Consider the following 13,429-nt stretch of genomic DNA (forward strand, 5'->3'; position numbering starts at 1 on the left):
TCCTTACGCTAAATAAGCGAGGCGTTCGCCTGCTTTATAGGCTGCATCGATTGTCGCACCACCGAGGCAGATGTCTCCATCATAGAACACGACCGCTTGTCCTGGTGTGATCGCCCGTTGACGTTCGTCAAACGAAACATCGAGTCCATCTTCAAGGACACGAACCGTGACGGCTGTATCTTGTTGACGGTAACGGAATTTCGCTGTGCAACGGAATGTCTCACCGACTGGACGTTCAGATGTCCAACTGACATCTGAAGCAAGTAATCCTTCCGAATACAATAATTCGTTATGGAATCCTTGATCGACATAGAGAATGTTCTCTTTTAGGTTTTTTCCGACGACGAACCAAGGTTCTCCGTCGCCACCGATACCAAGCCCGTGGCGTTGCCCCATCGTATAGTACATCAATCCATCGTGACGACCCATGACGTTGCCGTCAAGCGTCCGCATCTCACCGGGTTGTGCCGGTAGGTATTGACCGAGGAACTGTTTAAAATTCCGCTCGCCAATGAAGCAAATACCGGTCGAGTCTTTTTTCTTAGCTGTTGCAAGGTTCGCTTCTTCTGCGATCCGGCGCACTTCTGATTTTTCCATGTGACCGATTGGGAACATCGCCTTCGCGATTTGCTCTTGCGACAATTGATTCAAAAAATACGTTTGATCCTTGTTTGCATCGACACCACGAAGCAATTTATGTTCTCCATCTTCATAAACAGCACGTGCATAATGGCCTGTCGCGACGAAATCGGCACCAAGACGCATCGCGTGATCGAGGAAGGCTTTGAACTTGATTTCCTTGTTACACATGACGTCTGGATTCGGTGTCCGACCGAGTTTATATTCATCGAGGAAGTACGTGAAGACCTTATCCCAGTACTCTTTTTCAAAATTGACCGCATAATACGGAATGCCGATTTGATTGGCTACGGCGATGACGTCTTCATAATCTTCCGTCGCCGTACAAAAGCCGTTCTCATCCGTGTCATCCCAGTTTTTCATGAAGATCCCGATGACGTTATAGCCTTGCTCTTTTAATAAATGAGCCGTCACAGACGAATCGACACCGCCCGACATCCCAACGACGACTGTCGTTTCACTCGGGGCTTTCGCTCGTGTATTCATTCATTTCACCTCTTAGTTAATTCTGAAACGATTTTACGACATCTTGCAAGGCTTGTGCGAGTAGTTCGACTTGCGCGAGCTCATTTCCGTGACCAAAACTGATCCGAACCGATGCCCGTGTCCGTTCATCTTCACCATACATCGCCGACAAGACATGCGAAGGCTCGACGGATCCTGCCGTACATGCACTCCCGCTCGATACAGCCATCTGGCGCATATCAAGCATGATCAAGAACGGTTCGATTTCAATTTGCGGGAAGTAAAGATTGAGGACATTCGGCAATCCTTCAACACCGTTGACTTCGTAAGTGACGCCACTTTCATCCAAGCGTGTTAGCAAAACGCTACGCAGTTGTTTGATGTGGTCCTGCTGTTGATCGCGCTCTGCGATCATCAGTTCGAGCGCTTTCGCTAAACCGACGATTCCTGGTACGTTCTCCGTACCAGCGCGACGCTTGCGTTCCTGTTCTCCGCCATACGTCTGCGTCGCTAATTTCACACCTGTCCGTACATATAATAGCCCGATTCCTTTTGGACCATTGATTTTATGACCAGACGCGGATAAAAGATCGACCTGTAACGCTTCGACATCAATTGCTTGTTTTCCGAACACTTGCACCGCGTCCGTATGGAACAAAATACCGCGTTCCCGTAAGAATTGACCAATTGCCGCAATCGGCTGGATCGTCCCGACTTCATTGTTGCCGAACATGATCGAGACAAGTGTCGTATCTTCCCGGACAGCTTCTTGCAAGGCATCCAATGAGACGACGCCTGTCGTTGGTACATCAAGATACGTGACGTCATAGCCTTGTTTTTCGAGCTCTTCGAAGGCGCGGAGCACGGCATGATGCTCAAAACGTGTCGTAATGAGATGACGTCCTTTTTCACGCGCTGCCTCTGCCGCACCGAAGATGGCATAGTTATCCGACTCCGTTCCACCACTTGTGAAAATCAGTTCGGTTGGTTTCGCGTTCAATTCTTGTGCGATCTGCCGCCGTGCTTTGTCAATCGCTGCACGAGCAGACCGACCAGCCGCATGGACACTCGATGGGTTACCATACTGTTCGAGCAAATAAGGCGTCATCGCCTCAAGGACTTCCGGACGCATCGGCGTCGTCGCCGAATGGTCAAAGTAATTCATTCGTTTTCACCTCTCAAATATAGAACATGTATCCTGTATCGTCTTCTTCCGCTAAGTCTTGTAGCGTCGTTGAATCGAGTACTTGATCGACTGCTTGTTGGATTTTATCCCACAGTTTGCGTTTCGTGACCTCGTCACACGCATCACCTTCAACGACGACGAGTGGTCCTTCAAGCAGGCGGATGATTTCACCCGCCGTAATGCTTTGTGCTTCACGACCGAGCTTATACCCGCCATAAGCGCCGCGGACACTTTTGACGAGACCACCATTACGAAGTGGTGCGATCAATTGCTCGAGGTAGTGTTCAGATAAGTCATACATCTGCGCGATTTTTTTTAAGGACAATGGTTTAGATTCAGCTTCTTTCGCGAGTGCGATCATGATCGTCAGACCATATCGCCCTTTCGTCGAGATTTTCATCATGCGAAGGATCATCCTTTCTAGTATAGTAGTAGCTAAAAGTGGAAGGAGCGTATGTGTATGGCACATTTATTTGAATCCCAGTCTCCTGCCGGACCGCTCGCGAATCGAATGCGTCCGCAGAATCTGGATGAAATCGTCGGACAACGTCATCTGATTGGAGAGACAACGCTCCTGCGGCGTGCCATCTTAGCCGATCGTCTCGGAACCGTCATTTTTTACGGTCCACCCGGTACCGGTAAGACGACGCTCGCACGTGTCATCTCCAGTTATACGAAATCAGCATTCGAGCAATTGAATGCGGTCACGGCGAAACTGGAACAATTACGGGAAATTCTAAAAGCAGCCGAAGCTCGTCTTCAGTTCGAGGATCAAAAAACGATCCTTTTTCTCGATGAAATCCATCGGTTCAATAAGATGCAGCAAGACGCCTTACTGCCAGCGCTTGAAGCGGGTACGATCACATTGATCGGGGCGACGACGGAAAATCCGAGTTTTGAGGTCAACGCCGCTCTCTTATCGCGGGCAACAGTCTTTCGTTTTGAACCCCCGACGGCAGATGATTTACGGATCGTCCTCGATCGGACCCTGAAGGACACGGAGCGTGGTCTTGGCAAATATCCAATCACGATCACGGATGAAGCAATCGATCATTACGTCAAATTGTCAGACGGCGACTACCGGGCATTATTGAATGCGCTCGAACTCGCCGTCTTGACGACACCGGAAATCGATGGTCAAATCACGATCGACCTCGCTGTCGCCGAGGAATCGATTCAGCAAAAGGCATTGAAGTATGATAAGGACGGCGATCGTCATTATGATGTCATCTCCGCCTTCATCAAATCGATTCGCGGTTCCGATCCCGACGCCGCTCTCTACTGGCTCGCCGTCATGATTGAAGCGGGCGAAAGTCCACGTTTCATCGTCCGTCGTCTCTACGTCCATGCGGCAGAAGACATCGGTCTGTCTGATCCGCAAGCGTTATTAATGGTCGATGCCTGCGCACGCGCGTGCGAGTACGTCGGTTTCCCGGAAGCACGGATCCCGCTTGCTGAAACGGTCTTATATCTCGCGACGGCACCGAAATCGAATGCTGTCATCTCAGCAATCGATCAAGCATTGACGCTCGTTCGTCGTTCGGACGGCGGACCCGTCCCGCCGCACTTGCGCGATGCTCATCATCCGGGGGCAGCGGCGCTCGGGAATGGTGTCACTTATCAATATCCTCATGAGTTCGAGCATGCCTATGTGCCACAAAATTACTGGCCCGAGAACCTGGCCCGAACAAAGCCGGTCTTTTATCGCCCGAGCCCGCGCGGTTTTGAGAAACAACTGCAAGCTCGACTTGATTTTTGGAACAAACAAACAGCCACACATCAGAAAAAGCGACCATAAGGTCGCTTTTTTTTAACGAACGCGTTCGATCGTCACGCCAGCTTCACGGACAATCTCATTGATGACGTAGCTCGCTGCAATCAGTCCACCGACAGATGGAACAAATGCATTCGAACTCGGTGGCATCTTCGCTTTACGAATCGCAGCGGCATCGTTTCCGACGACTTGGCGGACTTCTTCAATGATCTTAACGGGTGGTTCATCGGAAAAGACGACAGGAACACCTTTATGGATGCCGGCTTTCCGGAGTTTCGTCCGAATGACCTTCGCTAATGGATCATAACTTGTATCTTTGATGTCAACGATCTTGATGCGTGTCGGATCCATTTTGTTCGCCATCCCCATGCTCGAGATAATCGGGATGTTACGTTTCTTACATTCTTGAATCAGGTGAATTTTGAACGAGACCGTGTCCGATGCATCAATGACATAATCCGGCTGCTGTTCAAAGAACGACTCGAATGTTTCTTCATTGTAGAACATCTTTAAACGAACGATTTCAAGGTCTGGATTGATTAACGCAAGACGTTCAGCCATCGCATCGACCTTCGGCTGACCGACCGTCGGAAGCAAGGCATGAATTTGTCGGTTGACGTTCGTGATGTCGATATCATCCTTATCAACGAGAATCAAACGACCTACACCACTACGGGCAAGCGCTTCTGCCGAGAACGATCCAACACCACCGATTCCCAGAATAGCGACAGACTTGGATGCCAATGCGTCAAGTCCAGTTTTACCGATTGCTAGTTCATTACGCGAAAATTGATGTAACATCTCATAACCTCACAATACTCATACTGTTTTACTCGGAATTATATCATAAAAAAAAACGTCATGCGACGTGTCAAACAATAAAATAATAAGACGATGGGACCCGAAGTGCCGTGTCGATACCTTATTTTTGAACCTGCTGTGCAGGTGGGTGTCTTATCCGATTCCTATTCGTACGTCCTCCTGCTGTGTTACGAGGCATGTACTACTAGTTGGAACGTCAAACTCCCTATCAAAAAAGAGTGGCTCAAAGATAAAAGGCGGCTCTCGTACAATTCAGGAACCCCATCTGATGCATTTAATATAGCATCCTCCCCTCTGAAATGCAACTACTTCCCACTCCAGAAAAAGATGCTTTTTTAAGTCCAACGTTTCGTGAAGTCTTCGTTCGGATCATATCGTTGTTGCTGGAACACGGGATCGAATCGTGGCGTCCGTGTCGCATTCCCGACCCCTGCGATGAATGCCCAGTTGCCATAGTTCGAAGCGACGTCATGATCAATCAATTGTTGTTCAAAATACTGTGCTCCGATGCGCCAGTCCTGTTTTAATTCATGAATGAGATAACTCGCAACGATCTGCCTGCCCCGGTTCGACATCCATCCCGTCTCGCGAATCTCGTTCATAAAGGCATCAACGAACGGTACACCGGTCTTTCCTTTTATCCAACGTTCGACAGCTAGCTGATCCGTCTTCCACGTGTATTGTCCTTCCTTTAATCCATTCGATCGAAACAGACGACTTCCTGTCTCACGCATCGTTAAATGGAAAAAGTCACGCCACAACAGTTCGAAATACAACCAGTACGTCGATTCATTTGCTCCCTTTTTTCGCTCGGCTTTCTGCAATTCAGTCATGACGCGACGCGGTGACAGCGATCCGTTCGCTAGCCAGGCAGATAACTTCGAAGAATCATCTCGCAAAAAACCATTACGTGTTTCTTTATAGGTGAATACAGGCTCAGCAAAGTATTCTTGAAGACGTGCTCTCCCCGCTGATTCTCCACCACGGAACGGGAACGCAATCTCTGGATCCGCTTTGACTGATTCCTCCCTTATTAATCGAATACCCGTTGGTGGATCAAGTGGATCGTAGAAGGTTCCTTTCGCCTCGACACGTTTTCGAAACGCTGTAAAGACGCGCTTCAGTTCGTCACTTCCGATATCTTCCCGGCGATGTAGTGTCTGTGTCTCAAAAGAACGGACTGTATATCTGTCTTTGACATACTGCTCACTTGCCGCTTCTTCTGTTCCAGTCATCTTATGGAAATAGACTGTATCATCCGTTTGTAGATAAGAATCAAGTGCCTCATTCACCTTCCCCTCTAAAATATCTAATGCAATTCCGATTTGAGACAAATGATCGGCTAAATTCACTAATGTTTCTTCTTCGAATTTCGTTTGTTGTGCGCCTCTTTCAAACAGCTGTTCCTTATGATTTTTAACGTATACTGCCCGAATCGTATCTTGTTCTTCGCATGCGCTCCGAAGTGCTTCATGATCATCGACACGCAAATCATTGCGGTACCAGACGACTGCTCCCATATTGATCGGCTCCCTTCTCTTATACTATGACCCGACCAAGGGACTTAGAAAACCAATGGATGTGCCGACGAGGTTTTAAGACGTTGTTTTCGTGGAATATGATTACTACAACAAATCAGAGGAGTGAATGGATCAATGGCTGCAAAACGCGGTAAACTCAGAACATTAGTGACGCTTGTAACGACGGTTGGACCAATCGTTTATAAATTCTATAAAAAACAACAAGCTAAAAAATCAATCAACAATCCTAAATAAAAAATGGACGCTTCCTGATCGGAGCGTCCATTTTTTAACGTTTACTGACACCTTCACTCGCGTCGACATAAAAACGCCATGGATAGGCCGTCGCTTCTCCAGCATTTGGAATACCAATGCGTGTCGTCTGGACGATTGCATCGACTGGGTCGGCAACGAGTCGAAACCGGTCTTGATAAAGATCCTGACCTGAATCAGCAGTCGTTAGACCGAATCCTTGGCACAATTTTGCCGGTCCATTGACGAGATTTCGTCGTTGAATCGCAGTCAATTCTGCGTAGGAACAACCGAAACGGCGTTCAGCGACAAGATCGTGCCCACTGATGATTTCGGCACCTCGTAACAGCAGTCCGTATCCTTCCCCTTCATGTCCACAAACGATATTCATACAGTGATGCATACCATACGTGAAATAAACATATAAATGTCCGGGTGGACCGAACATCGGTGCCGTTCGTTTCGTCGGTTTACCGGAAAACGAGTGTGCCGCTTGATCGTGAGGACCGAGATAGGCTTCGACCTCGACGATTCGCATCGTTACCTCATCGACCGTGATGTGTGTTCCTAAGAAGTCTGGCCCGACTTCAACTGGAGACCGTTCAAAAAAGTGTCGTTCCATCCGTTCGCCCTCCTTCATGAAACAAGCGAACCTCCCATACCGGAAGATTCGCTTGTCGTGACTTAAGATTGTTTGACTGCTGTACGAATTGAGAGATCATTCAATTGCGCATCCGAGACTGGGCTTGGTGCTGCCGTCAACAGATCACTTGCTGATGCTGTTTTCGGGAAGGCAATTGTATCACGCAAGTTCGAACGCCCTGCGAGTAACATGACGAGACGGTCTAGACCAAGTGCGATCCCCGCATGTGGTGGTGTTCCGTATTCGAATGCTTCCATCAAGAAGCCGAATTGCTCGTTTGCTTCTTCTTCTGAGAAGCCAAGCAACTTGAACATCCGCTCCTGGATATCCCGTTCATAAATCCGTTGTGATCCACCGCCGAGCTCATATCCGTTTAAGACGAGGTCATACGCGACTGCGAGGACTTTGCCAGGATCCGTCTCGAGCAATTCGAGATCCTCGCGACGCGGCATCGTGAACGGGTGGTGGTTCGCATAGAAACGACCATCTTCTTCTTCGTACGTGACAAGTGGGAAGTCTGTCACCCAAAGGAAGTTGAAGACCGACTCATCAATTAAGTCGAGTTCCTTCGCCAACTTCTGACGGAGCGCACCTAAGCTGTCTGCTACGATCGATGCTTTTGCTGCGACGAACAACAACAAGTCGCCTGCTTCCGCATCTGTCGCCGCTGTCAAGCGAGCGGTTGCTTCTTCGTCGAAGAACTTCGCGATTGGACCATTCAATCCGTCCGCTGTCACTTTGACCCATGCGAGACCTTTTGCACCGTAAATCGCCGTAAATTCTTGTAACTTATCGATGTCTTTTCGTGAGAAGCGTTCAGCTGCACCTTTGACGTTCAATGCTTTGACTTCTCCACCTGCTTCAAGTGCCATATCGAATACTTTGAATCCTGCTCCTTTGACGGCATCCGCGACATCGATCAATTCGAGACCGAAGCGTGTATCCGGTTTATCCGAACCATACCGGCTCATTGCTTCTGCATACGGCATCCGTGGGAATGGTGTCACGATATCTTTTCCGAGCGTTTCTTTCATGACGCGTGTCATCATCGACTCCATCATGGCATACAAGTCTTCGATGTCCATGAAGCTTGTCTCGATGTCGACTTGCGTGAATTCAGGTTGACGGTCTGCCCGTAAGTCTTCATCACGGAAACAACGTGCGATTTGGAAGTACCGCTCAAAACCAGACACCATCAGCAATTGTTTGAACAATTGTGGAGATTGTGGCAAGGCGTAGAACTCGCCCGGGTGAACCCGGCTTGGGACGAGATAGTCACGTGCGCCTTCTGGCGTTGATTTCGTTAAGATCGGTGTCTCGACTTCCAGGAAGTCTTGCTCATCGAGGAAGTTCCGCATGATGTTCGATGCTTTCGAACGAAGACGGAATGTCTCTTGGAGCGATGGGCGACGCAAGTCGAGGTAACGGTATTTGAGACGTAAATCTTCTGACGTCTGCTCCGCTTCTTCACTGATCGGAAACGGTGTCATCTTCGCTGCGTTTAAGATGACGACTTCATCCGCGACGACCTCGACTTGTCCAGTCGGGATGTTCGGGTTCGGATTCTCACGTGCGATGACATGTCCTTTAATATCGAGGACATATTCCGAACGAATCGATTCGGCAAGACGGTGTGCCTGCTCGTTTTCCGGTTGGAAGACGATTTGGACGATGCCACTACGGTCACGGAGATCAAGGAAGATCAATCCTCCTAAGTCACGTCGTTTTTGAACCCATCCTTTAAGTTGAACGTGTTGTCCGATGACTTCTTCTGTCACCTGTCCGTTCATATGCGTGCGTCCGATCATTGTGCTTCCTCCTTTAATTTCGCGACGATCGTATCAGCGACTGCTGATAACGGAACGTCCGTCTGTTCCCCTGTAGCCATGTTTTTGAGGGCAGCTGCACCACGCTCGACTTCTTCATCCCCGAGGATGACCGTGTAACGTGCTTTCAAGCGATCTGCTGCCTTAAATTGTCCTTTGAACTTCCGACCGAGATAATCCCGATCCGCGACAAGTCCTTCAAGACGCATTAATTGTAGGAGTCGTGTCGCTGTCTTTTCGACTTCGTCACTGCCTTGCGCGACGATGAAGACATCGATTTGATCGTCGACTGCTGGTAAGACGTTCTCATTTTCAAGCGCCATCAATAAACGCTCGATACCGATTCCGAATCCGATTCCCGGTGTTGCCGGTCCGCCGATCTGTTCGACGAGACCGTTGTAACGACCACCACCACATAGTGTCGTGATTGCTCCGAAACCTTCTGCTTCTGACATGATTTCGAAAGCCGTGTGATTGTAATAGTCGATTCCGCGAACAAGCGTTGGATCAACGACGTACTCGATACCGAGTGCATCTAAGTGAAGCAACACTTCGTCGAAGTACGCTTTTGATGCCGGGTTTAAGTAATCGAGAATCGATGGTGCTGTTGCCATGCTCGGGTGATCGCGGTCGACCTTACAATCGAGGACACGAAGAGGATTCGTTTCGAGACGATTTTGACAGTCCTGGCATAATTCGTGAACGACTGGCTTAAAGTGTTCGACGAGTGCTGCCCGGTGTGCGGCGCGACTTTCGTTATCCCCGAGCGTGTTGATGACCAGTTTAAGATGCTTCAATCCGAATGAACGGTAGATGCTCATCGCGAGACTGATTACTTCCGCATCAATGGCCGGTTGTTCACTTCCGAGTGCTTCAACTCCGTATTGGTGGAGCTGACGGAAACGTCCTGCTTGCGGACGTTCATAACGGAACATCGGGCCGATGTAGAATAATTTCGTTGGTTGGTTCGGTGAACCGAATAGTTTGTTTGTCACGAATGAACGAACGACGGCAGCCGTTCCTTCCGGGCGTAACGTCAACTGGTCTTTTCCGCGTTTCTCAAGCATGAACATCTCTTTTTGAACGATATCCGTCGTCTCACCAACGCCACGTTTAAAGAGTTCTGTCTCCTCAAAAATCGGCGTCCGGATTTCCTTATAGTTGTAACGCTTACTAATTTCACGTAATTGTTGTTCGATGTACTGCCAACGTTCGACTGTTCCTGGAAGGACATCAAACGTACCGCGTGGTAATTTCATCTCAAATTCCTCCTTTTTTGAATACAAAAAAGTTCTCGTCCGCAAAGGGACGAGAACTTGAAGATCCCGTGGTACCACCCTGGTTGTCAAATCACATTTGACCACTCGGTGCAGTTAACGCCTGCGTACGACCTTCCCTACTATCGGTTCAGGAAGATACCTCGGAAGGGTCTTTCATCGAGTTCGTCTGTTCGCCCTTTCAGCCAAGGGGCGACTCTCTAAGCAGACGAGGTCTTGATTACTCCTCTTCGTCTTCGGTCGTATGAATCATTTGGTTACGTCTAATATTGCCTCGTCTCTCGGTTCCTGTCAAGCGTTTGCTTCTTTTTCAAGAATCAACGTTACAGGCCCATCATTAATGAGCGCGATATCCATCATGGCACCGAACTGACCTGTCTCGACCGTCAGTCCTTGCGCACGAAGACGTTCATTGAACGCTTCATACAACTCATTGGCAACATTCGGTTTCGCCGCTTCCGTGAAGGCTGGACGACGTCCTTTTTTGACATCACCATACAGCGTGAACTGCGAGACGGATAGAATCTGACCGTCGACATCCTGTAACGAGCGATTCATCCGTTCTTCCTCATCTTCAAACACACGGAGTCCTGCGATTTTATCAGCTAACCAGTTCACCTGATCGATCGTGTCTTCGTGCGTGACACCGACGAGCAAAAGAAATCCTTGTTTGATTTGACCGATGATTTTTTGATCGACTGTGACACTTGCTTCTTTGACTCGTTGTAATACAACTCGCACGACGGATCCGCTCCTTACGTCATCATGACGCGATGTACAGCATACACGTCAGAGATTTGTTTAATTCGATCGACGACTTTTTGTAGATGATTGACATTATTGATCGCAATCGTCATCGTGATTTTGGCTTGTTTACTGTCGTCGCCCTTCCCACTGACAGCGACGATGTTCGTATTCGTTGCAGATACCGACTGCAAGACATCATTCAACAATCCTGCCCGGTCAAATCCAGAAATTTCGATTTCGACGTTATAACTCTTGACGGCTTTACCTTCATGTTCCCACTCGACTTCGAGCAGACGTTCCGGATTTTGTTCGTGAATGACGTTCAAACAGTCCGTCCGGTGAATTGAGACGCCACGCCCACGCGTGATATATCCGACGATATCGTCCCCTGGAACCGGATTACAACAACGACTCATGCGAACGAGCATGTTATCGATGCCTTTGACCCGAACCCCTTCCGGATTTTCCTTTTTCGGACGATCGAACGTCTTCATCTCACTGATTGCTTCGTTCAGTTCTAGATTTTTGGATTCTTTGTCTTTGCGTAATTTTTCCGTTAATTTATGCGCGACTTGGGCAGCAGTCAGACCATGATAGCCAACGGCAGCGTACATGTCTTCTTCTTGCGAGAAGTTGAACTTCCGCGTCACGTCTTCGAGCGTCTTCTCATTGATGACTTCTTTCGGCTCAAAGCCAAGCTTCTTCACTTCTGCTTCGATCAGTTCCCGTCCTTTTGAGACGTTCTCTTCGCGTTGCTGACGTTTGAACCATTGACGGATTTTATTTTTCGCCTGACTCGACACACAAATCTTGAGCCAATCCTTACTTGGACCATAACTATGCTTCGACGTGACGATTTCGATGATGTCACCTGTCTTTAGCTTATAGTCGATCGGTACCATCCGTCCGTTGACTTTCGCTCCGATCGTCCGGTGACCAATTTCCGTATGAATTCGGTAGGCATAATCAATCGGAACAGAACCTTTCGGCAACTCGATGACGTCACCTTTTGGTGTGAAGACGTACAGCATGTCACTGAAGAAGTCGACTTTGACCGATTCCATGAATTCCTCGGCATCTGCCGTGTCCTTCTGTAACTCCAAAATCTCGCGGAAGTGAGCAATCTTATCCTCAAACCCAGATTTTGCTTCCTGTTCCTTACCTTCTTTATACGCCCAGTGAGCGGCAATCCCGTACTCGGCAATGAAATGCATGTCTCGCGTCCGAATTTGGACCTCGAGCGGCTCGCCTTTCGGTCCGATGACCGTCGTATGCAGCGATTGATACATGTTCGGCTTCGGCATCGCGATATAATCCTTGAAACGTCCCGGCATCGGTTTATACTGCGTATGAATGATTCCGAGTACAGCGTAACAATCTTTGATTGAGTCAACAATGATGCGAACAGCCATCAAATCATAGATTTCACTGAACTCTTTTTTCGAGTTTTGCATCTTATTATAAATGGAATAGATATGCTTCGGACGTCCATCGACTTCCGCTGCAATCTGTACATCATCGAGTACTTCATTGACCTCTTCAATAACCGAACTAACGAGCGCTTCTCGTTCCGTCCGTTTTTGTTTCATCATCGAAACGATCCGGTAGTATTGTTGCGGATTGATGTAGCGCAAACTGATGTCCTCGAGTTCCCATTTGATCGTCGAAATCCCGAGACGATGCGCAAGTGGCGCGAAGATTTCAAGCGTCTCTTCTGCTTTTTGCACTTGCTTTTCCTTGACCATATGTTGCAACGTCCGCATATTGTGCAAACGGTCAGCCAGTTTGATCAAGATGACACGAATGTCTTCCGCCATCGCGATGAACATCTTCCGATGGTTCTCAGCTAACTCTTCGCGCTTCGATTTATATTTAATTTTCCCGAGTTTCGTGACGCCATCGACGAGCATCGCAACGTCAGATCCGAATCGTTCGGATAATTCTTCGAGTGTAATGTCCGTATCTTCGACGACATCATGAAGAAGCGCAGCGACGATCGTCGTTGCATCCAAACCAATATCGACTAAGATACCGGCAACTTGTACCGGATGAATGATGTACGGTTCCCCTGAACGGCGGAATTGCCCATCATGTTCGTCTTTCGCGAATTGGTAAGCACGTTCGATGTCTTTGACTTCAACTTGCGTCATGTATTCCGCACATCGAGCGAGAAGGTCTTCTACATTTACGATTTGTTTATTTGTCATCCCTTTTCCTCACCCAGTCCCCGGGATCGTCTGCAACGGAATCCCTAATATATAATTCTTATTATCGTGAA

General features: G+C 48.4%; 11 protein-coding genes, 1 other RNA gene and 1 other annotated feature. Of the genes, 1 reads left to right on the forward strand and 11 read right to left on the reverse strand.

Annotated features, from left to right (window positions below; all coding sequences use genetic code 11):
- Positions 1–3: 3 nt before the first annotated feature.
- The 3 genes from mnmA to cymR are packed head-to-tail and all read right to left on the reverse strand — an operon-like array spanning position 4 to position 2,690.
- Positions 4–1,125, reverse strand: a complete 1,122-nt coding sequence (gene mnmA, locus B2U10_RS01570; protein ID WP_029342234.1) for a tRNA 2-thiouridine(34) synthase MnmA — start codon at positions 1,123–1,125, stop codon at positions 4–6.
- A 16-nt stretch (positions 1,126–1,141) separates the two neighbouring features.
- A complete protein-coding gene (locus B2U10_RS01575; RefSeq protein ID WP_035406543.1) occupies positions 1,142–2,269 on the reverse strand; it encodes a cysteine desulfurase family protein in 1,128 nt (375 codons plus the stop codon).
- Between the two features lie 13 nt (positions 2,270–2,282).
- Positions 2,283–2,690, reverse strand: a complete 408-nt coding sequence (gene cymR / locus B2U10_RS01580; RefSeq protein WP_056062801.1) for a cysteine metabolism transcriptional regulator CymR — start codon at positions 2,688–2,690, stop codon at positions 2,283–2,285.
- A gap of 60 nt (positions 2,691–2,750) precedes the next feature.
- Between cymR and B2U10_RS01585 the strand changes: the two genes are divergently transcribed.
- Entirely contained in the window at positions 2,751–4,088 is a 1,338-nt protein-coding gene (locus B2U10_RS01585; protein ID WP_290751758.1) for a replication-associated recombination protein A, read from the forward strand.
- A 12-nt stretch (positions 4,089–4,100) separates the two neighbouring features.
- On the opposite strand, the gene B2U10_RS01590 is transcribed toward B2U10_RS01585, so the two are convergent.
- The 8 genes from B2U10_RS01590 to B2U10_RS01625 form a co-directional block, all read right to left on the reverse strand.
- Positions 4,101–4,865, reverse strand: coding sequence for a tRNA threonylcarbamoyladenosine dehydratase (locus B2U10_RS01590; protein ID WP_023468920.1), 765 nt, complete (start codon positions 4,863–4,865; stop codon positions 4,101–4,103).
- Between the two features lie 93 nt (positions 4,866–4,958).
- Positions 4,959–5,148, reverse strand: a non-coding RNA gene (gene ssrS / locus B2U10_RS01595) — 6S RNA.
- Between the two features lie 73 nt (positions 5,149–5,221).
- A complete protein-coding gene (locus B2U10_RS01600; protein WP_290785232.1) occupies positions 5,222–6,406 on the reverse strand; it encodes a DASH family cryptochrome in 1,185 nt (394 codons plus the stop codon).
- Between the two features lie 289 nt (positions 6,407–6,695).
- Entirely contained in the window at positions 6,696–7,280 is a 585-nt protein-coding gene (locus tag B2U10_RS01605) for a DNA-3-methyladenine glycosylase (protein WP_035406536.1), read from the reverse strand.
- A gap of 62 nt (positions 7,281–7,342) precedes the next feature.
- Positions 7,343–9,109: an aspartate--tRNA ligase gene (gene aspS / locus B2U10_RS01610; protein WP_035406533.1), complete on the reverse strand. Its 1,767-nt coding sequence runs from the start codon at positions 9,107–9,109 to the stop codon at positions 7,343–7,345.
- On the reverse strand, positions 9,106–10,386 hold the full coding sequence (gene hisS / locus B2U10_RS01615) for a histidine--tRNA ligase (RefSeq protein ID WP_035406530.1): 1,281 nt from the start codon (positions 10,384–10,386) through the stop codon (positions 9,106–9,108). The genes aspS and hisS overlap by 4 nt, the downstream gene beginning before the upstream one ends.
- Positions 10,387–10,428: 42 nt before the next feature.
- Positions 10,429–10,650, reverse strand: a binding site (T-box leader).
- Between the two features lie 45 nt (positions 10,651–10,695).
- On the reverse strand, positions 10,696–11,145 hold the full coding sequence (gene dtd / locus B2U10_RS01620; RefSeq protein ID WP_290751773.1) for a D-aminoacyl-tRNA deacylase: 450 nt from the start codon (positions 11,143–11,145) through the stop codon (positions 10,696–10,698).
- A 14-nt stretch (positions 11,146–11,159) separates the two neighbouring features.
- A complete protein-coding gene (locus B2U10_RS01625; RefSeq protein ID WP_056062492.1) occupies positions 11,160–13,358 on the reverse strand; it encodes a RelA/SpoT family protein in 2,199 nt (732 codons plus the stop codon).
- Positions 13,359–13,429: the final 71 nt, after the last annotated feature.

Source organism: Exiguobacterium sp. UBA7533 (assembly GCF_002479335.1).
Classification (GTDB): Bacteria; Bacillota; Bacilli; order Exiguobacteriales; family Exiguobacteriaceae; genus Exiguobacterium_A.

Coding starts and splice junctions, on each gene's coding strand:
- hisS (WP_035406530.1), bottom strand. CDS start 10,386: ATGAAATTACCACGCGGTACGTTTGATGTCCTTCCAGGAACAGTCGAA.
- B2U10_RS01605 (WP_035406536.1), bottom strand. CDS start 7,280: ATGGAACGACACTTTTTTGAACGGTCTCCAGTTGAAGTCGGGCCAGAC.
- aspS (WP_035406533.1), bottom strand. CDS start 9,109: ATGATCGGACGCACGCATATGAACGGACAGGTGACAGAAGAAGTCATC.
- B2U10_RS01575 (WP_035406543.1), bottom strand. CDS start 2,269: ATGAATTACTTTGACCATTCGGCGACGACGCCGATGCGTCCGGAAGTC.
- B2U10_RS01625 (WP_056062492.1), bottom strand. CDS start 13,358: ATGACAAATAAACAAATCGTAAATGTAGAAGACCTTCTCGCTCGATGT.
- B2U10_RS01585 (WP_290751758.1), top strand. CDS start 2,751: ATGGCACATTTATTTGAATCCCAGTCTCCTGCCGGACCGCTCGCGAAT.
- B2U10_RS01600 (WP_290785232.1), bottom strand. CDS start 6,406: ATGGGAGCAGTCGTCTGGTACCGCAATGATTTGCGTGTCGATGATCAT.
- B2U10_RS01590 (WP_023468920.1), bottom strand. CDS start 4,865: ATGTTACATCAATTTTCGCGTAATGAACTAGCAATCGGTAAAACTGGA.
- mnmA (WP_029342234.1), bottom strand. CDS start 1,125: ATGAATACACGAGCGAAAGCCCCGAGTGAAACGACAGTCGTCGTTGGG.
- cymR (WP_056062801.1), bottom strand. CDS start 2,690: ATGAAAATCTCGACGAAAGGGCGATATGGTCTGACGATCATGATCGCA.